Here is a 23396-nt window from a genome sequence, read left to right on the forward strand (position 1 = left end):
CTTATTCTATTACTTATTTATGGGAGAAATCAAATTATGAAATTGCATAGATATATTAACTATCTTTTAGGTTTTTCTGTAGCAGCAGGTCTCTTAGGTAAATCTGTTTCTAAGAAAAAAAATACCCGTTCTATTCCTACTCAGAATCCATTAACCCTTTATATTGGTACTTGGACCAGTCAGGAAAAAGATCAGTCACATACGTTTTTAAAAATAACAATAGAAGGAAAGCTTTTTATTAATGACCTGCCTATTGATGGGAGTATCACATCTGTTTCGAACCAGAAACTTGTCTTTACTGATCACTTTGGCTATGAATTAATTGCTAAACGTGAGGCTAATAACACACTGTCCTTTTATGACGATGCTGACGAAAAAGATTATTTGTTTGTTTTAACAGAATAAAAACCATCCATGAAAGTAATCTCATGGATGGTTTTTTAATATTCTATCCGAATAGCCTACGGATTAAAAATCATTTTTTTTACCATTATGCTATACTAAATACTAAACTAGTTTCATTGTCTAGAAAGGGGCACTTCATTTGTTTCAATACCTTTTAATTGGATTGATTTTCTTTTATGTGATGGGTAATTTATTGGCTTTGCGCTATTTTGGCGCTTATGATTTTGATAATCAATTTGTCCGTATTTTCCTCGTTAATGATCGCAGAATTATAAAAAATATCAGAGAAAAAAATTCTTTTCCATTAATAAAGAAATTAAAACGGGTATTCGGCTTGCAACTTATTGCAAAAATTATAATCTATTCTTTGTTTGTTCACTTTTATCTTGGAAATGATACTTCTACAAGTATTTTTGTTTTAGCTATTCTATTTATCTGCAATATCCTTTTTGATTTCCAAACAAATAAAATTGTTTCTACGTACTCTACCCCGTGAATAAAGAGGTTAAAAAAAGTTCTAAACTAAAGATTTAGTAATCTTAGTTTAGAACTCTTTTTTTACGTTTTAGTGTGCTTCAATATAAGCATTTTTGTAAGTGTATTTAGCTCCAACTTGGTGGTTGTAAATATCTTTAACATATTCTTTTTGTAATGTTGCTGCTGCTCTTTGGAAAAGAGGGGCTACACCTGCTTCATCTAATAAGATTTTTTCTGCATCAAGCAAGTTTGTCCAACGTGCATCTACATCCGTTGCATTTTCGCCTTTAGATAAAGCTACCAATTCATCAAATTCAGCATTGCTGTAGCTAGAACGGTTATAAGGACTTTCTGATGTCATTAAATCAATGAAGTTTACTGGATCAGCAAAGTCAGCTCCCCATCCACCTAAAGCTAGATCATAATCTTGTTTTGTTTGCAATTCTAAACGAGATTTAAATGGAACATTTTTCAATGTGATCTTCACGCCTGGTAGATTCGTTTCAATTTGATCTTTCATGTAAGCGCCAATTTTTTTATTCGATTCATCATCATCACCAAGTAACTCTAACGTTATAGTATCAGTTCCTAGCTCAGTTTTAGCTGCTTCCCAGTATTCTTTAGCTGCATCTGCATCAAAGGCTAGGTAGTCTCCTGATTCTGCACGGAAGTCTTCTCCAGATGTTGGGTTTGACGCTAATTCAGAAGGCACTAACCCTCCTACTGTTTGAGAACCATTAGCCAAGATTTCATTAACAAGCAATTCATGATCATAAGAAGTTGCAATTGCTTTACGTAAGTTTTCATTTGCTAATAATGTTTCTTCTCCATCTCGTTCTTGATTTAATTGAAGATAAGAGGTTCTTGCTTCTGTTTCAACTGTGTAATCTGCATTATCTTTATATTGTTTAGCAAATTCACCAGTTAAATTAACGCGATCAATTTGGCCAGAATCGTATAAGTTTAATGCTGTTGATGTTTCTTTAATAACTTCCACATTGATTTGTTCTAAGAATACATTTTCAGCATCCCAATAATCATCATTTTTTTCATAAGTCCAGTTTAGATTTGTACCATCCCACTCCGTAAATGTGAACGGCCCGTTAAAGACCATTGTTTCAGCAGATGTTCCATATTTGTCTCCTTGCTCTTCTACAAATGCTTCATTTTGAGGAAAGAATGTAGGAAATGCCATTAATGATACGAAATAAGGTACTGGAGTTTCCATTGTAACTTTTAATTCATAATCACTTATGGCTTCTACTCCTAAAGTTTCAGGATCTGCGCCTTCAGAAATAATAGCTGTCGCATTTTTAATTCCTTCAAATAAGTATGAATAAGAAGCAGCAGTTGCAGGATCAACAACTCTTTTCCAAGCATAAACAAAATCTTTAGCCGTTACAGGATCACCATTTGACCAAGTTGCATCTTCACGTAATTTAAAGGTGTATTCTAATCCATCTTCACTAACGGTAGCTTCTTCTTGAGCTAATGCTGGAACTGGTTGACTGTCCTTGTCAAGACGGTATAAGCCTTCGTTTACATTATTAAAAACAGTAAAACTTACTGTATCTGTAGCTAATGCTGTATCTCCTGTAGGCAGTTCAGCAATTTCAACTAAATTTAATACTTGTTCTTCTGCTAAGTTCCCTTCACTTGAGCTTGAACTACTCGTTTCACTTTCTGCTTCATTTCCGCAGGCAACTAATATACCTGCTGTTAATAATAATGCCCCTGATTTCCACCACTTCTTCTTTTCCATCATTAATTCCCCCTGATCACTCATCTTATTCTAATTATTCTTTAATCATATTAGAACTTGTTAATAAATATACACATTCTAAATCTTGTTTGCAAGCTTTTTATGAAGCTTTTTTAAAAAAAAAGCTTCATTATTTGACAATTAATCTCGTTTAGCATTAAGCTAATCATTAGTAAGCAGTCATCATAGGGAGTGGTAAAGATGAAAATAGAAGTATGGTCAGATTTTGTATGTCCCTTTTGTTATATTGGAAAACGCCATTTAGAAGAAGCGATTAAAGATCGCTCAGATATAGAAATTGAATTTCACAGTTACGAACTTGATGCTACAGCACCTGAAAAATATGAAGGTAAAATGAAAGACTATTTTGCTGACCATAAAGGAATGGGTACAGAACAAGCACAAGCTATGATTCATCAAGTAACACAAATGGCTAATGATGCTGGTCTAAACTACCATTATGATGCTATTCAACATGGTAATACGTTAAAGCCTCATCGCTTATTTCAATTTGCTAAAGAGCAAGGCAAAGGAAATGAATTTATGGAATTAGCAAAAAAAGCTTATTTTATTGAAGGAAAATGGTTAAATGATGATGACTTTTTAGTTCATTTAGCTACCACAATTGGTTTAAATGAAGAACGTACACGAGAGGTCTTAGCTTCAGATGCTTATTTAGACGCTGTTCGTTCAGATCAAACTCAAGCTGCTCAAATCGGTATTCAAGGAGTCCCTTTTTTTATTTTTGATGAGCAATATGGTGTCAGCGGAGCGCAACCTGTTGAATTATTCAAACAAGTATTAGCAGAAGTGGATGCTAAAAAATTAGATTAAGCTAAAAACAATGGATTCAAATCTCCTTACTAAAAGAGATTTGAATCTTTTTTGTCCTAGAAATGTGCCAAAGCAATTCTTTTTTATAAATTTCTATAATACGTTAAACTAAAGGAGAAAGGAGGTTTATGATGTATATTTGGCTAAGTTTTATCTGTGCAATAGGATTTGCACTAATTCACTTTTTTTCTAAGTCTATGCGTTTTGCGGATAAAGTTCCTCGAAGTAAATTTTTGTCTTTTTCAGCTGGAGTAGCTGTTTCATATGTCTTTGTGATGTTACTTCCAGAATTGAAAGATTATCAACAAGTCTTATCTAAAGAATTAGAAAATAGTCCTTGGCAATATCTTGAAAATCATATTTATATCATTGCTTTAGTAGGTTTGGTTTTATTCTATTCTCTAGAACGTTTAGTAAAAGCTTCTCAAAAAGACAGTCAATTTGAAAATACTAGTTCAGGTGTATTTTGGATCCATATGAGTTCCTTTTTTGTCTATAACGCTATTATTGGATACTTATTAGTACAAGAAGAATTCACTACTCTTTTCGGTTTACTTTTTTATTTTATTGCTTTAGGAGTTCATTTCGTTACCAATGATTGGAGTTTACGCAGAGATCATAAACAGATCTATGATCAATATGGCAGGATTCTTTTAACTGCAGCAATTCTTTTAGGCTGGCTTCTCGGAGTATTGACCGAAGTTAATGAACTTGTCCTTTCCATTTTACAAGCTTTTATAGCTGGCGGTATTATTTTAAATGTGCTGAAAGAAGAATTGCCTCAAGAACAAGAAAGCAGTATTGGCAGTTTTTTGATTGGGTCATTTGGATATGCTTTTCTGTTATTATTCGTTTAAAAATAAAACTAACACCTTTGACATTTTCAATGCTAAAGGTGTTAGTTTATTTTTTTATTTCATTCAACAACTATTTGTCTGATTGTCAAATCAAGGAGATGGCAATCATAGTTAATAAGAATAGAAACGAAACAACATGCATTGCTTTCTTCACTGCAAAGAATTCTCCCTTTGCCAATTTAAAAATAGGATAAGCTACAAAACCGAAAGCTAATCCATCAACAATACTTGATGTTAAGGGAATCATGACTATAATCAAAAACGCTGGGAACCACTCACTGAAATCATCAAACGGGATATGTTTTAGATTTTCCATCATGATTGCTCCAGTAATAACGATAACTGGAGACAATGCCGCATTCGGAATATAAGATAATAAAGGTGTAAATACTAACGAAAGTAAAAATAAGACTCCAGCAGTCACAGCCGTTAAGCCTGTTTTCCCACCAGCTTTAATGCCAGATGCACTTTCAGCTGCTGGTATAGTTGGACTTGTTCCAAACAAACTAGATACCAGAGTCATGATTCCACTAACTCTAAAAGCACTTGTAAAACGTGTCTTGTCTTCCAACATCCCCTCAAAAAGACCAATTGATTCAAAAATCAGAATCATTGTTAATGAAAATACAGCTAATATAAAAGGGATACTAAAGAGCACTGAAAAATCGAAGGCTCCTACGATCGCTGGAAATTCTGTAAGGTTGCTTAATGAAAAGGAAGAATCCCCCACCTCATGAATGCCGGTTATTAAAGAAATGATCGTAATCACAGCGATTCCGATAAAGAAGCTACCTGGTACATTTCTTAAATATAATACACCAGATAAGAAGATACCTATTACGGCTATCAATACGATTGGTTGAGAAAGATCACCTAAAGCAATAAATGAATTAGCTCCTCCATCAACAAGGATTCCTCCATTTTCTAAACCAATGACAACTAAAAACAAACCAATACCAGCTGTGATTCCATGTTTTAATGAATCAGGAATAGCATCTACCAACATTTTACTAATCGATGTATATCCCACTCCAATAAAAATCAAACTAGAAACAAATACAACTGCTAACGCTTGTTGCCAAGACAGCCCCATTGAACCAACGATCGTGTACGTAAAGAATGCATTCACTCCCATACCTGGAGTTAGGACTAATGGAGCATTTCCCCACAATCCCATTAAAATACTTCCAATTGCCGAAACAAGAATGGTACCGAAAACACTTAATTCAGCTGGAATACCTGCCTCAGCTAGTATCAATGGATTCACTATTATGATGTAAGATAATGCGAAAAACGATGTAGCCCCTGCAATCATCTCTTGCTTCACACTTGTTTGCTTTTCTTTCAATTTAAAATAATTCACTATTTCTTCTCCTTTTTAATGTGCTTTTCAAGCACAAGTAATCTGGAGACATGGGCCTGCATACTTTTAGAAAGCTTGCATAGCAAAAAAGAAAGGTTTCTTTCTTTACACGCCCCAACATTCCATTATAGCATCCACAGAATCAAAAGTCATGAACTAAATTTTAGAATAAGCTTCATTCTCTTTAGTAAACTATGTAAAAAGAAACAGTCATTAGCTCTAACTAGCTAATGACTGTTTCTTTTTACATGGATATGGCAGATAACTCTTGTTCGAGTTCTTTTTTCAAAAGAATGATTCCTTCTGGTTCTATTAACAAGCAATCCAATTCATTTTCTTTTAGAAATTCCTTGATATCTAAATCATAGCATTCTGAAATAGCAGAAGTTTCAAGTGTTATTCTTTCATCCGAAGTATTTAAAAGCACAATAACAAATTCTTTTTTACTTATTAGTCTAATGATGCCCATTAAGTGTCCTTGTGAAAAAGGAAAGAATTCCCCTGATTTTAAACTAGTTGTTTTATTGCGAATCGCAATTAACTCTTTTACAACTGTTTGAATACCCAGATTTTCTTTTCCCCAAGGATACATTCTTCGATTATCAGGATCTTCTTTTCCTTCAACTCCCACTTCGTCCCCATAATAAAGACACGGAACTCCAGGCAAGGTAAAGAGTAAGGTCATTGCTTGTTTTAATTTTGCTTTATTCTGATTTAACGCTGTCAAAATACGCTTAGTATCATGAGTTCCTATATTATTAAAATTACTTTTAAAAGCTTCTACTGGATAATTTTCTTTTAAACTCATCCATTTTTCAGCTGCTGCTTTAGGTGTTAGAGTATGTTGTAAAAGACCTAATATAATATCACGAAATGGATAATTCATAGCTCCATGTAACCTATCTCCTTCAATATAATGTCTACGTTTATCATAAGCGATCTTATTAGAAGCATCTTCCCAAACTTCTCCAATCAATACAGCATCTTGGGCCGTTTCCTCTAATGCCTGACGAATTCCTTTTAGTACATCATCTGATAGTTCATCTGCTACATCTAGACGCCAGCCTCCTAAACCTAATTTTGTCCAGTTTCTAATCACACTGTTCTCGTCTTCATAAATAAAGGAACGTACATCTGGATGTTCAGTATTTAATTTTGGCAAATCTTTAACGCCCCACCAAGACTGATAACTTTCCGGGAAATTTTCAAATGTGTACCAATTAGAATAAGGACTTTCCATAGACTGATAGGCACCTTTGTCAGAATACGTTCCAAATTTATTGAAATAACGGCTATCTGCTCCTGAATGGTTGAATACACCATCCAATATAACGTGCATCTCATTACACTCAGCTTCTTTTATCAGTTTTTTAAATGTCTCTTCATCACCAAACATAGGATCGATCTTCATAAAATCCCCTGTATCATATTTATGATTACTACGTGCTTCGAATAATGGACTAAGATACAAAATAGTTATTCCTAACTCTTTTAAATAAGGCAATTTTTGAATAATTCCTTTTAGGTTTCCGCCATAAAATTCCCAACGGATAATTTCTCCATCTTTGTCTTTGATATACATAGGTAAATCTTCTTGACTCGCATAAAGAAATGAGTTTTTCTTTGGATTTATTACGTTTCCATCTTTGTTTCCATTATAAAAGCGGTCTACAAAAATATGGTAGGCTACTCCTTCACGGTACCATTTAGGCGAACGATCCTCATATAAATAACTTGTTAATTGATACGGTTTTAGTTCTTTTTTCTCTTCATAAGTCTGTCCTTCTCCGCCCCTACTCCGTTGATTATTCCCGTAATAAATGGTTTTCAGTTGGTGTTCTTCTTGATAAATCACTTTGAAATAATAATAATACAATCCCTGTCCCTCTGATAGCTGGAACGATTCTTGGTAATAATTGGAACTCATTGTGTGCATCTTTACTTCAAAAGTAGCTCCAAAATCTTTTTGTACGATAAGAAAAACAGATTCAACGACCATTCCTTCACACACAATAGTGAACGTCACTGTCTCATCAATAGGTACTGCTCCGAACGGTTTTTTGTATCCTGTTAACCATGAATTGTAATAAATAGATTTCATTATTTTACTTCCTCAGTTTTATAATAGTTATTCAATTACAGTTAGATCGGTTGGTTCCCTTTTAGAAATGATCTGTTTTTTATGGCTTTTTCTTTAACATTCCATATCTCGTCAGCATATCTCATAATAGTGAAATCAGCAGAAAATGGTCCAGAACTGGCAATATTGATCAATGCCTTTTGATTCCAAGCTTCTTTATCTTGGTATAATTCATCTGCTCTTTCTTGCGCTGCAACAAAACTATCGAAATCTTTTAAAACATAATATTCATCATTATATCGGATCAATGAATCATAAATCACTCTGCCTTCTTCTTCAATATCTGGAATCATCCCATTGATTAGGCACTCCAACACTCTATTTAATCGTTCATTTTCATCCAAAACTCGCTTAGCTGAATAGGTACCTTCTCTGTTTAATTGATTGACTTCTTCATTCGTCAGACCAAACAAGAAAATATTCTCTTCTCCAACTAAATCTTTGATCTCAATATTTGCGCCATCTAAGGTTGCCAATGTCAATGCACCATTCAGCATCAATTTCATGTTGCTTGTTCCAGAAGCTTCTTTTCCTGCTAAAGAAATTTGTTCACTGATATCTGCAGCTGGTATGATCAATTCTGCTAAGGAAACCCCATAATTTTCTACAAATACGATTTTCATTTTATCGCCTACATCTGGATCATTATTTACCAAATGAGCTAAAGCATTAATAAATTTAATGATTTGTTTTGCGTAAATGTAACTAGGTGCTGCTTTTGCCCCAAAAATAAAAACTCTCGGCTGCAATTCAACCGTAGGATCATCTTTGATTTTCAAATAGCGATCCAAAATATGCAAAGCATTTAATAATTGACGTTTATATGCGTGCAGTCGTTTAATTTGTACGTCAAATAATGCTGTAGGATCGAGTTCAATCGCATATTTTTCTTTTGCATAGGCTGCAAAACGCTGTTTATTTTCTAACTTGATATCAGCTAAACAACTAAGGGTTTTTTTATCTTTTGAGTAAGCTTTAAACTGTCTAAGTTCAGCTGGATTTGTCTTCCACTCTTTACCAATTTTTTCATCAATCAGATGAGTCAATTTCTCATTAGCTAAATGAAGCCAACGTCTTTGCGTAATCCCATTTGTTTTATTGTTAAATTTAGAAGGATACATTTCATAAAAATCACGCAATGTTTCTTCTTTTAAGATTTCGGTATGCAATTGAGCGACCCCATTTACACTGTGACTCCCTATAATCGCTAAATTAGCCATTTTAATGTATCCGTCTGAAATAATCGTTGTACGATACGTTAGTTCTTCCCCATACAACGGAACTTTTTTATCGATATGACGTTGATTAATGGCTTCAATAATTTGATAAATACGAGGCAGTAATTCTTGAACCATCTGAACAGGCCATTTCTCCATTGCTTCTTGCATAATCGTATGATTGGTATAACTGATAGATCGTTTTGTAATATTCCAAGCTTGTTCCCAACCTAAACCTTCTTCATCTAATAAAATACGCATCAATTCAGGTACACACAAAGCTGGATGGGTGTCGTTTACATGAATGGCTATTTTATTGGAAAATTCACTCCATGGCAGTTGCTGCTTTTTAAAGAAACGAACAATGCTTTGGATCCCAGCAGATGTAAAGAAATATTCTTGTCTCAATCGAAGAAGCTGCCCCTCATAATTAGAATCATCTGGGTAAAGTACTTCTGTGATTTGGTTTACTACTTCACGATCCGCGACTGTTTTATAATTTATTTCTTCTTCAACCGGAATTTCTGCTGACCATAATCGAAGATTGTTGACGACATCATTTTCATAACCAATCATTCCTGTATCATAAGGTACTGCTAAAATATTTTGAGTATTAGAATAAATCGGACGCAGTTTATTTTTGCCATCCTCTTTCAAGTACACTTCACCACCAAAGCGGACAGTAACAGCTTTATTTTCTTTTCGAACTTCCCAAACATTTCCATTCCGCAACCAGTTTTCAGGCAACTCAACTTGATAACCATCTACAAACTTTTGCTGGAATAATCCATAACGGTAACGGATACCATTTCCGTTTCCCGGTATTCCAAGAGAGGCAATCGAATCCATAAAACAAGAAGCTAGACGGCCTAATCCACCATTACCTAAGGCAGGATCTACTTCAGATTCTACAATTTCTTCAAAGTCTAATCCCATTTCCTTGATTCCAGTTCGAACTGTGTCTAAAATACCTAAATTTAGTAAATTGCTTTTCAACATACGTCCTGGTAAAAATTCCATTGAAAAATAGTAGACTTGTTTGACTTGATTATCCAGATACAGTTGGTTCGTTTGATTCCAGTTCTCAGAAGAATACATTTTTATGAAATTGCCTAAAGCATTGTATTGTTGAACAGAAGAGGCGTCCTTTATATTCGAGGCATATAGTGCTTCAAAGACTTTCGTAAACTCTGTTTTAAACTCAGTAGTCGTTAATGTCATTTTTTTCTCCCCATATTCTTTTATCCTTTAGTGTTGAGACCAGATTATGCATGAATAAAAGAAACTTCAACAGTCAAAATAAGAATAGTTGTCTATTTTTATACTCCTGTTGAAGTTCTTTCATTATGACTTAAGTAATGTTGTGTATACTTGTTTATATTCTTTTGTGGACTTTTCCCAACTAAAATCTTTTTTCATAGCTTGTTTTACTACTGATGTCCATTTTTTAGGTTCATCATAATAGAGCGTTAGTGCACGATCAATTGTTTCTACCATAACCGTTGAACGGAAGTCATAAAAACTGAATCCAGTTCCTTCACCTGTAACTGGATTATAGGATTGGACTGTATCTTTTAATCCTCCTGTCTCGTGGACGATCGGCAATGTGCCATAGCGTAGGGAATTGAGTTGTGACAATCCACATGGTTCAAATGCTGAAGGCATAATAAATAAATCACTTCCGGCATAGATGTGTTGAGCTAAGGCCACATCAAAATCAATAATCATTTTAAATTTTTCTGGATATTTCCAAGCGAAATAACTGAAACTATCTTCGTATTCTTTTTCTCCAGTACCCAATATAAGAATTTGTAGATTCCGGTGCATCAATTCTTCTATTTTATCTCGCAATAAATCGCAGCCTTTTTGAGTGGTTAATCGACTTACCATAGACATTAATGCTACTTTTTCATTCACCGGTAATCCCACACGCTCTTGCAATGTTGTTTTATTGAGGGTCTTTCCTTTTAAATCAGTAATAGAAAAGTGAGCTGGAATGACATCATCTTGTTCAGGATCAAAGACTTCGTAATCAATTCCATTTAAAATACCGCTCAATTTATAATTGTTGTAGCGCAATACACCATCCAAATTCTCACCAAATTCAGGTGTTTGGATTTCTTTTGCATAGGTTGGGCTAACGGTTGTAATCTGATCGGCGTAAAACATGCCACCTTTTAAACAATTGATTTTATCATAGTATTTGAGCCCGTGTTCATGAAACGCATCATAACCAATTCCATACAAATCAGACAAGACTAACTGGTCATAAATGCCTTGGAATTGTAAATTATGGATTGTTAAAATTGTTTTGATAGAGCGATAGTTTTCGATCCATTGGTATTTGTCTTTTAACAAAACCGGAATAATAGAAGTGTGCCAATCATTTACATGTAAAACATCTGGAATAAAATCTACTTTTTCTAACATCTCACAGATGGCCTGGGAAAAATAAGCAAAGCGTTCTCCATCATCATCGAAACCGTAAATACTCTCACGGTCAAAATAATATAGATTATCAATAAAATAATAGATAACGTCATCTTTTTTTAATTTTTTCACGCCGCAATATTGGTTTCTCCAACCAACCTTCACTTCAAACTGCACAACATCTTCTAATTGGTCTTTAAATTTTTTCGGCATTGTCCCGTATAGCGGTAAAACCACACGTATATCTACGCCTTGTTTTTTCAATTCTTTGGGTAAGGCCCCTGCGACATCCCCTAACCCTCCTGTTTTAAAAAAAGGAGCGCATTCTGCCGCAGCAAATAAAACTTTCATTTTTTCAGCTCTCCTTTTCTACTGTGATCTCTCTTCCTTTTTCAATCACTAATGGTTCATCTTTAGTTCCACTTAATTTAACTCCAGGACCGATTTTTACACCTTTATCTAAGATAACGTAATCTAATTCTGCTCCTGCAGCAACTTTACTGCCTTGCATGATCAAAGAACGTTTAATGACTGCATTTTTTTCAATCACAACTTTTCGGAAAACAACTGAATCTTCAACAGTTCCATTGATTACGCAGTCACTAGCAAACTGTGAATTACTGATATTAGCTTCTTTTGAATAATAAGTCGGTGCACCATTTTTCACTTTTGTGATAACTGGCTGGCTGCGGTAGAATAACGCATTGTAGTTGTCTTCATCTAACAAGTCCATGTTTGCATCATAATAACTTGAGACCGTTTCAATATTTTTCAAATACCCTGTATATTCATATCCATGCACAGTGTATTTTTTTAAATTATATCTAATTAAAACATTGATGTCTCCTTTGATTCGATTGTTAGCTGCTTCTGTAGTCAATTCAATAAAGGTTTCACTGCTCATAATGGCAATACCCATGCCAATTGCCATCTTTGTTTCTTCTTTTGGAAGCTCATTAGCCGGAAGCAAATCAGTGATTTTACTGTCACCTTCTACTTCAAAAGATAAACAATTATCAATAGAATCTGGTAAGCAAAACCCTCTTGAAACATTTTTATAGACGACGGTGATGTCTGCCTGACTTTCAATATGACTTCTTAAAACACCTTTAATATCTACATTACAAAGCATTTTACTGCCCATGACTACAACATACCCTTTTTGAGAATGTTTAACAAAGTCTATTTGATCTTGATAGTAACTACTGATTTGTCCTGGTTCTAAACGTTCCAAAGCTTCTTTTATTTCTGCTCCAGAATGAATAAACAATCCGCCACCCACAGTCGATTCCATTCCCCAAGGATAGCCGCTTCGAACATGATCCATTAAAGCTCTTGCACTGCCGCGTACGAACATTGCAACAGAATTGACCTCAGCACTATATAAACTAGAAAGAGGAAAATCGATTAGCCGGTACCGTGAACCAAATGGTAAAGCTGCTACTGCTCTTATTTTTGTTAGAGGCATCAGTTGCGGTTCTGATTCATCCAAATTTAACACTGCACATAGTTGTTGATTAGTCTTCATCTTTTAACCCTCCTACCTCTTCAGCGTATCCCACTACGTTAATATTTTTTTCATCTCCAATAATTTGTGCCCCATCATGAATTTTTGCGTTTTCTCCAACAATGGCACAATTAATGGTCACATTTTCGCCTATCGTTACGTTAGCCATGATCAAGCTATCTTTAATAATAGAATTTTTTCCTACTTTAACATTAGATGATAAAATTGAATGTTTGATCTCACCCGCAATATAGCAGCCATCTGCAATCATAGAATCCGCAACCTTAGAGGTTTTGGTTAAAAATTGAGGTGGAGCAGATGGATTTTGTGTATAAACTCTCCATGAAGAGTCCCTTATGTTTAATGCATGATTCGGGTCTAAAAATTCCATATTTGCTTCCCAAAGGCTTTCAATCGTTCCAACATCTTTCCAGTAATTTTTAAAGGCATAAGCAAATACATTTTCACTATTTCTCAAATAAGTTGGAATAACATCTTTCCCAAAGTCTTCCATTGTACGATTCTTAGCATGATTATCCACTAGATACCGTTTCAGCGTTGGCCAGTCAAAAATGTAAATCCCCATTGAAGCTAAATTACTCTTAGGTTCTGCTGGTTTTTCTTCAAATTCAATAATTCGGTCTGTCTGATCAGTATTCATGATTCCAAAGCGAGGGGCTTCATCAAGCGGAACAGGAATAACGCCTACAGTTAAAGCTGCTTTTTTAGCTTTATGGAATTCAATCATATTTTGATAATTCATTTTATAGATGTGGTCTCCTGAAAGAACTAAAAGATAGTCTGGATTATACCGATCAATAAAATCAATGTTTTGGTAAATGGCATGTGCCGTTCCTTTAAACCATTTTTCTCCATCCACGCTAGAATAAGGTTGCAAAATAGTAGCTCCGCCATCATGAGTATTCAATCCCCAGCTTTCGCCGTTTCCTACATGGGTATTTAATTCCAGAGGTTGATATTGAGTCACTACACCTACATTTTTGATCCCAGAATTAGCACAATTACTTAACGCAAAATCAATGATTCTGTACTTACCTCCAAAAGGTACTGCTGGTTTAGCAATATCTTTAGTTAATTTTCCAAGCCTTGTTCCTTGTCCTCCTGCTAAAATCATTGCTAAAGTTTCTGTTTTTTTCATTGTACTGCCGGAAGAATCTTCTTGCCATCCTTCCTCTACCCTCCTTTTCATCGATTAATTTTTTGGAACTCCAAAAATTCTTTTTGGTCGTAAAATTAAAACGCTCATTGCCGGTACAATCAATTCAATCGTATGGACCTGCTGGTTAGTGGTTTCTTTAACCGTTTTTAAAGGTCCTTGATTTTTTGTCCAGACCCCGCCATATTCGCTCAATTCAGTATTTAAACACTCTTCATAAATGCCTTCATAAGGAACTCCTACCTTATACCCCTTTCGCTCAACTGGTACAAAATTACAAATAACGACTACGAAATCACGCGGCTTTTTACCTTTTCGAATAAACGTTAAAAGAGTTTCAGAAGCATTATCTGCATCTAAAATTTGGATTCCATCTGCTTGATGATCTACTTCCCATAAAGCTCTTTCTTTTTTATACAGTAAATTTAACGATTCCATAAAGTGCAAATGTTTAGCATTCATTTCGTCATTCACACTTTGCCATTCCAATCCTTCATGTATGCGCCATTCTAGAAATTGACCATAATCATTCCCCATGAAGTTCAGCTTTTTACCTGGGTGAACCATCATATAAGCTTCTAATGTACGCAAGCTGGCAAATTGGTTGTAGCGATCACCTGGCATTTTATGCATCAATGATTTTTTTCCATGTACCACTTCATCATGCGAGAATGGCAAAATAAAGTTTTCATTGAATGCATACATAAAAGAAAAAGTAATTAAATTGAAATGATGTTTACGGGATAATGGATCCATTTCAAAAAATTTCAATGTGTCATTCATCCACCCCATATTCCACTTATAGTTGAAACCTAGCCCTCCCATATGAACTGGTTTCGTAACTTTTGACCACGCCGTACTTTCTTCGGCGATCATCAAGGTGTAAGGATGTCGTTCAAATACTTTTTTATTAAGTTTTTGAATAAATTCAACACCTACTTTATTGTGATTGCTTCCATCTTCATTAGGCGTCCACTCACCAATATCGTAATCAAGGTACAACATACTGGATACGGCATCGACTCTTAACCCATCTAAATGAAATTGTTCGATCCAATATAGTGCATTAGAAGTCAAGAAGCTTTGGACTTGAGCTTTCCCTAAATCAAAGTTCATTGTTCCCCATCGATTATTTTGAGCTTTATTTTTATCTGTGTATTCAAATTGAGGGGTCCCATCAAAATGAACCATCCCATAATCATTTCGATTAAAGTGGCCTGGTACCCAATCCATGATTACTCCAATATTTGCTAGGTGTGCCGCTTCTACTAAGTCTTGAAACTCTTCCATCGTGCCAAATTTAGAAGATAACGCATAGTATCCGGTCAACTGATACCCCCAAGAAGCGTCTAGAGGATGTTCCATTAAAGGCATGAATTCAATATGTGTGTACCCCATTTTTTTAACATAAGGAATCAATTCGTTTTTTAATTCAGGAATTGTATACCACGATCCATCATCGTGGTGTTTCCAAGAACTAAGATGTACTTCATAGATGTTTAGTGGGCGTTCATAGATAGAAAATCGTTTTTTATTTGCAGACCATAACCCATCTTTCCATTTCTTTTCGGGTAAACCCTTTACAATCGAAGCGTCTTTTGGTCTTACTTCAAATTCAAATGCATAAGGATCAATTTTCAACTTTACCGTTCCATCAGGTTGTTCTATACGGTATTTATAACATTGTCCTTCTATAGCTTTGTCGCTAAAGGCTGTCCAACAACCCGTTTTGCCAATTTTCTCCATTTCGATTCCTAAATCCCAATCGGAAAAATCTCCTACTACAGCCATACTTATCGCATTAGGAGCCCAAACAGTAAAACGAAATCCTGAGTTCCCTTCATAGGTATCCCTATTGCATCCTAGCGTTAAATAACTGTCGAAATATTCCCCGGTATTAAATAAAAACAATTCTTCTTCAAGTTTTTTTTTTACTTCTTCACTCATTGATAGATGTGTCACTCGATTCACTCCCAACTAACTAGCATTCATTTTTCATTTTATTTTAATCATATTTTCATTTTACAATGTATGCACTGATTAATCGACCTAATTTTTTATCTTTTAAAAAAATAGTCCATTTATTCTTCTAATCGTATTATACCACCTAACTGCGATAACGCTTACTGTTATGCTGTTAGTGGCTTCTAAAAAATATTAAACTTGAAAAAAAGTTTTTAATCTTTTTTTCAAGTTTAATCTAAATACTGAATTGTTTTTATTTTTTATAACATGCAAAAAGCTTCATAAAAATACAGCCGTTTTTCTGATAAAACACTAAAAATTCAATAAACTTTGAGTTAAAAGTGCGTAACCTTGTTACTAATGGTAAAATAAGAGTAACTAAAATCAACGAGGATTTAGTTAGGGAAAAGGAACAGCTCTTAAAGAGGAGGTGAATGTATTGGAAATAATTTTATTAACTGTTGGATTTATTGGTTTAGTCATAGCGGCTTTAACACCTAAATCTACTTTAGGAGGACTTTTGGCATTAGCAAGTTTTGGAGGATATTTTTATATAAATAGTCTTGAAAATTGGGTTCCGATTATAATTTTTATTCTAGGAATTTGTTTGTTGATATTTGAAGTCTTTGTACCTGACTTTGGTGTAGCAGGTATCATTGGTTTTCTTTTAATTATCGGCGGTGTCTATTTAACGAATAATGATCTTAGTACAGCTTTACGTGATTTAAGTATTGCGGTGGTTGCTGCTTCATTTTTATTTATTATGCTCATCCGCAGAGGGTACTCGTTAACTCATTTACAAAAACTTGTCCTTCAAAATAATTTAGATAAAGAAAGCGGGTTTTCAAGCAACACTGACGCTTCAGCTTATTTAGGAAAAACTGGAGAAACAACTACGCCACTTAGGCCATCTGGAAAAGTACAATTTGAAGACACTGAGTTAGATGTCGTAAGTACTGGAGAGCATATAGACACAAATGTTTCCGTTATTGTCACAAAAGTAGAAGGATACAAAATTATTGTTAGGAGAGTGGATTAAATATGACAACAGTTGCAGAGAGCCCCACAAATTGGATTGGCTTTTTATTCATAGCCATTATCGTTATTATCGTTATCAGCTTATTTTTCCGTTTCGTACCCGTTGGATTGTGGGTTACTGCTTATTTCTCAGGTGTTAAAGTTAACATAGGAACACTTGTTGGAATGCGTTTAAGACGAGTTGCTCCACAAGATATCATTCGTCCATTGATCAAAGCCACTAAAGCTGGATTAGATATCGACATCAATGAATTAGAAGCTCATTATTTAGCTGGTGGAGATATCAACCAAGTTATTGATGCTTTAATTGCCGCACAACGTGCAAATATTGATTTAGTATTTAAACAAGCTGCTGCAATCGACTTAGCCGGAAGAAATGTTTTTGAAGCCGTACAAGTCAGTGTTAATCCTAAAGTTATCGAAACACCTCAAATTGCTGCAATGGCAATGAACGGTATTGAAGTTAAAGCACGTGCAAAAGTAACGGTTCGTGCGAATATTGAACGCCTAGTCGGTGGTGCTGGTGAAGAAACAATCATCGCTCGTGTTGGTGAAGGTATTGTAACAACAGTTGGTAGTGCAGCAAGACATACAGATGTTTTAGAAAATCCAGACTCTATCTCAAAAACTGTTTTAAGAAAAGGATTAGATTCTGGTACTGCTTTTGAAATTCTTTCCATTGATATTGCGGATATTGATGTTGGACGTAACATTGGTGCCAGCTTACAAATGGAACAAGCCCAAGCAGATAAAAATATTGCCCAAGCTAAAGCTGAGGAAAGACGCTCAATGGCGATTGCTCAAGAACAAGAAATGATCGCTGAAGTTCAAAAAATGCGTGCTCGCGTGGTTGAAGCTGAAGCTGAAGTACCTTTAGCATTAGCTGAAGCTTTAAAATCTGGAAACTTAGGTGCAATGGATTATTACAATATGAACAATGTTAATGCCGATACTAAAATGAGAAACTCTATTTCAGATACTACTGAGAGAGAAAGTGATAGATAATGAATACTTTAATAGCCCTTGTCGTTTTATTTCTTATAGGGACTACCGTTTTTTCATTTATCGCTGCTATATATCGCTTCTTTATTGCAATGATTGGAAACAATTCCACTTCATCGCAAAGTAGACAAAGAGACCTTCAACAAAGAACAGATTTAAGAAATAAAGATTCTGTATCTTTAAAAGATGCTTTTATAGCAAATAACACGACTAGACAAAAATATGCTAGCAAATCATCTACTGCTTCTTCTCAAAAAAGAAATCAACAGATGCAATCGAAGCAATTGTCTCGTCGTATGCAACAAGAAGCTGCAAAAAGAAGAGCGGAACCTGTACGATCTTCTTCTGCTCCAAAAACAACTTTATTTAATGAAAATGACGTTAAGAAAAGTAAAAGTCAGACGCTTTTTGATAGGAATGATTTAACTTCATTAACCCCTATTGATAAGGTAACTTCTACTAAAAAATCAAGTTATCAGGCTGTGGTTAAAACTAAGAAAACTCATTTCCAAAACGATTATGTAAAAGGGATCATCTACAAAGAAATTTTAGATAAACCTGTTAGTTTAAGACGTACTGAATAAACCATCAAGAAAGTTCCTATTTGGAACTTTCTTGATGGTTTTCTTTATATCAAGCTTTTACTTCTTCTTTATCCACATCATCATACTCCAGAGCTTTTGTTCCTTGATCTCCTGAACTTACTCGAATGACATTTTCTACGTTATAGACAAATATTTTTCCGTCACCGACAGCACCGGTATACAAAGATTTTCGAGCTGTCTCAGTCACTAGAGAAACCGGTACCTTGCTCACAACTATTTCTAGTCGTATTTTAGGCAGCAAGTCTGCTTCGATTTCTACCCCTCTGTAGTAAGCTGTATGCCCTTTTTGCATACCATAACCTTGTACTTTTGTCACCGTCATGCCTGTAATACCAATCGTATTTAAATCTTTTTTCAAGTCATCAAATTTTGATTCATTCGTTATAATATCGACTTTCATTAATGGGGTAATTTCGCCCTCTTTACTCTTATTTGTACTCAAAGGGTTAACGGAATGTCTGTGAAATTCAAGGACTGGATCAGTATCATCATTATCTATAGAAACTGATTCTATTCCGGCTAAAGCTAAGGCAGGTTCTTGATTTTCAAATTTCAATCCTCCAAATACAGGTTTTTGACCAAATGGAACCGTCACGAAGTCACCGTAGCTTGATTCTAATCCATGTTCTGAAATATCCATCCCTGCAATTTCTTCTTCTTCTGTTACTCGTAACCCAATTGTTTTATCAATGAGTTTAAATGTAATAACCATTGTGACCGTTACCCAAGCAACAACTGAACCTACTCCTAATAATTGAATCCCTAAAAGGTTGACTCCACCTCCATACAGCAATCCTCCATCAGTTGCAAAAACACCTACTAGGATAGTTCCTAATGCACCTGATATCCCGTGAACACCGAAAGCACCTACTGGATCATCAATTTTAGCTTTCTTTTCGACAAATTCGATTCCATAGACTAACGCACTAGCAGAAATTGCCCCTATCGCTACAGCTCCAAATGGTGAAACTATCGCACATCCAGCTGTAATTCCTACTAAACCAGCTAGCGAACCATTTAGCGTCATAGAAATATCTGGTTTGCCATATTTTGTCCATGTAATCATCATAGCAACTAAAGTAGCCGTTACTGCGGATAAATTTGTATTTAAAAAGATTGTTCCAATAAGAGATAATGTTTCATCACCCGTGGCAGAGACCGTTGAAGCTCCATTAAATCCAAACCAAGCAAACCAAAGAATGAAAACACCTAAAGCTCCTAATGTTAGACTATGTCCTGGAATAGCTTTTGCTTTTCCATCTTTGTCGTATTTTCCAATTCTAGCCCCAACAAGCTTTGCTCCGATTAGAGCTGTTACTCCACCAACCATATGAACAGCTGTCGAACCAGCAAAATCGACAAATCCTAATTGCGCTAACCATCCTCCACCCCAGATCCAATGTCCAGAAATAGGATAAACAACTGTAGAAATAACCAATGTGTAAACTAAGTATGCACTAAACTTCGTTCTTTCTGCCATTGAACCAGAAACAATCGTAGCCGCAGTTGCCGCAAATACCGTTTGAAACATCAAAAATACATATCCTGGTATCGTTGTATCGTAATTTCCTTGTACAAATAAGTCCGGTGTTCCAATCAAACCTGCTATACTTGGTCCAAACATTACTCCAAATCCAATGATCCAGTACATTAAAGACCCTAATACAAAATCCATTAAATTTTTCATAATAATATTTCCTGCATTTTTTGCTCTTGTAAATCCCGTTTCAACCATCGCAAAACCCGCTTGCATAAAAAATACTAAAACAGTTCCAACCAATACCCATAATGTATCTGCTGATGAAAACATATTGTATCCCCCTTTTCATTTATGTTATAAAATCTAACATTACAAAAAGGCTATATCAAGGGTTTTAGCTTTTAAATTCAAAATAAATAAAAAAAACTATCAATACATGTTATATCTTATAACATGTATTGACAGTTTTTAAACTTCTTATTCCTCATTTAATTTGTAATTGTATAATGCTCCAATAATATTTCCGTTATTTCCGAGTTTACTTTTCATGATTGTAGGCACAATAAATAACTGTTCTCCTAATTCTTCTTCATATACTTTCTTTACATTCTCTTTGATCATTTGAATCAACAATGGATTTCCACTGATTCCGCCACTGATAATAATTCTTTCTGGATCTACTATCGTCTGTAAATTAAACAATTGAATAGCTAATGTGTAACAATATTCATCTAGACATGCAGCGGCTTTTTTATTTCCATCTTCAATCAATTCAAACATCTTAAATCCATTTATTGATTCTGACGGTAATTCACACTGTTCTCCTATTTTTTGATACAGTTTTTTTATGCCGTTTTGAAATCCAAACATATAATCTGCATCTTTACTTTTATCTGAATTTGTTTTAATAAAAGAAAATTCACCTGCCGAGAAGTGCTGACCTTTTAAAACTTCACCATTCACTACTATTCCACCACCAATGCCAGTACCTAAATTAAGCATGATGCCATATTGGATACCTTTTAAATTTCCTTTCCATAACTCCCCAAGTGTCGCTGCCTTCCCGTCATTTTCTACATGAATAGTCGTTTGACATCTTGTTTCCAACATTTCTATCATATTCAAATTCTTAATATACTTTAACGAACCTCCATGCACTGCATACCCGGTTTTCGAATGGATAATACCTGGCATGCTAATAGCCATACCTTCAACTTGATCAGCATATTCATTGTAGATTTTTTCCATCAAATCCAAAAGTTCTGTTAATGAACCCATAGGCGTTTTTTTAGTTTTTATTTCACCTAGTTCGCCTTGATCATTAATTAATCCATAATTTGTTTCAGTTCCGCCGATATCCACACCTAAATAATCCACTATTATCCTCCTTTATTTTCCAAATTTTACTTAATCACTACCTCTAGTTTACCACTTCCATCTATTAAATAGAACGTTTACAATTCAGCAGCTCATTTCTCTTTATTCTTTAAAAGCGAAATACTATCCTTTATTTCACTGTACAGCCTTTCTGTAATACTATTGCTATTTTTTGTTACACAACTAACACCACAATTGTTCATTATCTATGCTATACTTTTTAGGTACGTAAAAAGCAAGGGGATTTAATGGGGGTATATTATTGAAAAAGAGAGCAATCATAGGAATTATAGCTACGGTGATGTTTGCTGGACCATTTTTACCAACTATCGCTCAAGCCGATACACTGGAAGAAATGGAACAGAAAAAAAATGAACTTGAATCACAATCATCAGAGCTTAATAATAGAATCAAAGAACAAGATGAAACCTTAAATGGGCTAGAAACAGAAAAAAGCAGTTTAGAATCAGATATTACTACACTGCAATCTCAAATCGATGATACAGTTCTAAAATTACATGCGCAAGAAATAAAGTTAGAAGACTCTAAAGCAAAAGTTGAACAATTGAAAATAGAAATTGAAGCTTTAAAAAAACTAATTGCCCAACGAACAGGTAAACTTGAAAATCAAGCTCGCTCTGTACAAACTGATGGAAATGCTTCTAATTTAATAGGCCTTCTTCTAACGGCTGAAAGTTTTACAGATTTAGTTGGCCGTATAGGTATCGTCAATCAATTGGTTACTGCCAATAAAACTATTGTGATTGAACAAGAAAAAGATCAAACTACATTAGAAATGAACGAAACAAAAGCTAAAGCTGAAAAAATGGCCATTGAAGAAATAAAAATTGATATTGAATTATCTAAAAACAATCTAGTTGCTCAAAAAGCTGAACTCGATGATAAAATCGTTCAAGTTGCCATTCAATACGATATGACGGAAGAAGAGAAAAATACATTTGTTGAAGAGCAGCAAGTCATTGCTACTCAAACAAGTACACTATCTGAAGAAATGCAAAAAGAACGTCAACGTATTATTGAAGAAGAACAAGCCAGACAACTAGCCATACAAAAAGCTGCTGAACAAGAAGCTGCAAAAGCCGCTGCAGAGGAAGAAGCTAGATTAGCTGCTGTTGAAGCTCAAGAAAAAGCTAACCAAGAAGAAACGGCTAAAAAAGCTGCTGAAGAAAAAACAACAATTGCCAGCTCTTCTATTAAAAAATCAACAAATACTAATAAGTCCAGCAGTTCAACTACTAACCCTAGTTCTTCTAGCAACACAAGTCCTTCAAAAGAACCGGTCGTCCAAGAATCAAAACCATCATCTAATTCAGGTTTCATACGACCTAGTGGCGGATATTCAACCTCATCTTATGGTTACCGAGTGCACCCGATTACAGGTGATTACAAACTGCATGGCGGCATTGATTTTGGTGGCGGTGGAGCAATTGTTGCTTCTAAAAGCGGTACAGTTGTGATTGCTGGATATGATTCAGGATGGGGATATTATGTGAAAATTGATCACGGCAATGGTTTCCAAACGCTTTATGCACATATGGTTGCTGGAAGTTTGCTTGTTTCTCCAGGACAGCAAGTTTCTCAAGGGCAACAAATTGGAACAATGGGAACGACTGGTTCTTCTACGGGCGTACACTTGCATTTTGAAATGTACAAAAACGGAAGTCGAGTTAACCCAGCTCCTTATTTAGGAATGTAACAATACATTTTAACGTAAAAGACAGATGGATCATTTTTACCAA

18 protein-coding genes are annotated in these 23396 nt (G+C 34.9%); 8 read left to right on the forward strand and 10 right to left on the reverse strand.

The features are described 5' to 3' along the window. The first annotated feature begins 36 nt into the window (after nucleotides 1-36). The gene (locus BR65_RS05635) at nucleotides 37-405 is read left to right on the forward strand and encodes a DUF4828 domain-containing protein (RefSeq protein ID WP_023178681.1); all 369 of its coding nucleotides are present in this window, start codon (nucleotides 37-39) and stop codon (nucleotides 403-405) included. Nucleotides 406-544: 139 nt separating this feature from the next. Continuing rightward, the gene (locus BR65_RS05640) at nucleotides 545-901 is read left to right on the forward strand and encodes a hypothetical protein (protein ID WP_034537224.1); all 357 of its coding nucleotides are present in this window, start codon (nucleotides 545-547) and stop codon (nucleotides 899-901) included. Between the two features lie 69 nt (nucleotides 902-970). Here BR65_RS05640 and BR65_RS05645 read toward each other — a convergent pair whose 3' ends face one another. Then, the gene (locus BR65_RS05645; RefSeq protein ID WP_023178685.1) at nucleotides 971-2644 is read right to left on the reverse strand and encodes a peptide ABC transporter substrate-binding protein; all 1674 of its coding nucleotides are present in this window, start codon (nucleotides 2642-2644) and stop codon (nucleotides 971-973) included. Between the two features lie 201 nt (nucleotides 2645-2845). Between BR65_RS05645 and BR65_RS05650 the strand changes: the two genes are divergently transcribed. Together BR65_RS05650 and BR65_RS05655 are read left to right on the forward strand one after the other, a co-directional pair. Then, nucleotides 2846-3478, forward strand: a complete 633-nt coding sequence (locus tag BR65_RS05650; RefSeq protein WP_034537226.1) for a DsbA family oxidoreductase — start codon at nucleotides 2846-2848, stop codon at nucleotides 3476-3478. 128 nt (nucleotides 3479-3606) lie between these two features. After that, nucleotides 3607-4335 carry a hypothetical protein gene (locus tag BR65_RS05655; RefSeq protein WP_244877149.1) on the forward strand — a complete coding sequence of 243 codons (729 nt, stop codon included), beginning with the start codon at nucleotides 3607-3609 and terminating at the stop codon, nucleotides 4333-4335. Between the two features lie 85 nt (nucleotides 4336-4420). Here BR65_RS05655 and BR65_RS05660 read toward each other — a convergent pair whose 3' ends face one another. The 7 genes from BR65_RS05660 to glgB all read right to left on the reverse strand — a co-directional run bounded on the left by BR65_RS05660 (nucleotide 4421) and on the right by glgB (nucleotide 16116). Next, on the reverse strand, nucleotides 4421-5698 hold the full coding sequence (locus BR65_RS05660; RefSeq protein ID WP_034537230.1) for an NCS2 family permease: 1278 nt from the start codon (nucleotides 5696-5698) through the stop codon (nucleotides 4421-4423). Nucleotides 5699-5942: 244 nt separating this feature from the next. Next, on the reverse strand, nucleotides 5943-7799 hold the full coding sequence (locus tag BR65_RS05665; RefSeq protein ID WP_034537232.1) for a glycoside hydrolase family 13 protein: 1857 nt from the start codon (nucleotides 7797-7799) through the stop codon (nucleotides 5943-5945). 41 nt (nucleotides 7800-7840) lie between these two features. After that, entirely contained in the window at nucleotides 7841-10276 is a 2436-nt protein-coding gene (locus BR65_RS05670; RefSeq protein ID WP_034537235.1) for a glycogen/starch/alpha-glucan phosphorylase, read from the reverse strand. Nucleotides 10277-10399: 123 nt separating this feature from the next. After that, nucleotides 10400-11836, reverse strand: coding sequence for a glycogen synthase GlgA (glgA, locus tag BR65_RS05675; protein ID WP_023178696.1), 1437 nt, complete (start codon nucleotides 11834-11836; stop codon nucleotides 10400-10402). A 4-nt stretch (nucleotides 11837-11840) separates the two neighbouring features. Further along, the gene (gene glgD, locus BR65_RS05680) at nucleotides 11841-13013 is read right to left on the reverse strand and encodes a glucose-1-phosphate adenylyltransferase subunit GlgD (RefSeq protein WP_034537237.1); all 1173 of its coding nucleotides are present in this window, start codon (nucleotides 13011-13013) and stop codon (nucleotides 11841-11843) included. Then, complete coding sequence (locus tag BR65_RS05685) at nucleotides 13003-14151, reverse strand: glucose-1-phosphate adenylyltransferase (RefSeq protein WP_034538640.1); 1149 nt, start codon at nucleotides 14149-14151, stop codon at nucleotides 13003-13005. Before BR65_RS05685 ends, glgD begins: the two co-directional genes overlap by 11 nt. A gap of 54 nt (nucleotides 14152-14205) precedes the next feature. Next, nucleotides 14206-16116, reverse strand: a complete 1911-nt coding sequence (gene glgB, locus BR65_RS05690) for a 1,4-alpha-glucan branching protein GlgB (RefSeq protein WP_034538641.1) — start codon at nucleotides 16114-16116, stop codon at nucleotides 14206-14208. A 448-nt stretch (nucleotides 16117-16564) separates the two neighbouring features. Here glgB and BR65_RS05695 point away from each other — a divergent pair, with 448 nt between their 5' ends. The 3 genes from BR65_RS05695 to BR65_RS05705 are packed head-to-tail and all read left to right on the forward strand — an operon-like array spanning nucleotide 16565 to nucleotide 18758. Beyond that, nucleotides 16565-17173 carry an NfeD family protein gene (locus BR65_RS05695; RefSeq protein WP_244877151.1) on the forward strand — a complete coding sequence of 203 codons (609 nt, stop codon included), beginning with the start codon at nucleotides 16565-16567 and terminating at the stop codon, nucleotides 17171-17173. Between the two features lie 2 nt (nucleotides 17174-17175). After that, a complete protein-coding gene (floA, locus tag BR65_RS05700) occupies nucleotides 17176-18177 on the forward strand; it encodes a flotillin-like protein FloA (protein ID WP_023178705.1) in 1002 nt (333 codons plus the stop codon). Continuing rightward, nucleotides 18177-18758: a hypothetical protein gene (locus BR65_RS05705; RefSeq protein WP_034537241.1), complete on the forward strand. Its 582-nt coding sequence runs from the start codon at nucleotides 18177-18179 to the stop codon at nucleotides 18756-18758. Before floA ends, BR65_RS05705 begins: the two co-directional genes overlap by 1 nt. Before the next feature lie 49 nt (nucleotides 18759-18807). Here BR65_RS05705 and BR65_RS14150 read toward each other — a convergent pair whose 3' ends face one another. Beyond that, nucleotides 18808-20589: an ammonium transporter gene (locus BR65_RS14150; RefSeq protein WP_023178710.1), complete on the reverse strand. Its 1782-nt coding sequence runs from the start codon at nucleotides 20587-20589 to the stop codon at nucleotides 18808-18810. A gap of 147 nt (nucleotides 20590-20736) precedes the next feature. Next, entirely contained in the window at nucleotides 20737-21636 is a 900-nt protein-coding gene (locus BR65_RS05715; RefSeq protein ID WP_034537244.1) for an ROK family protein, read from the reverse strand. Between the two features lie 262 nt (nucleotides 21637-21898). On the opposite strand from BR65_RS05715, the gene BR65_RS05720 reads away from it, so the two are divergent. Continuing rightward, the gene (locus tag BR65_RS05720; protein WP_034537246.1) at nucleotides 21899-23353 is read left to right on the forward strand and encodes a M23 family metallopeptidase; all 1455 of its coding nucleotides are present in this window, start codon (nucleotides 21899-21901) and stop codon (nucleotides 23351-23353) included. The last annotated feature ends 43 nt before the right edge of the window (nucleotides 23354-23396 follow it).

This window comes from Carnobacterium inhibens subsp. inhibens DSM 13024 (genome assembly GCF_000746825.1).
In the GTDB taxonomy this organism is placed as follows: Bacteria; Bacillota; Bacilli; order Lactobacillales; family Carnobacteriaceae; genus Carnobacterium_B; species Carnobacterium_B inhibens.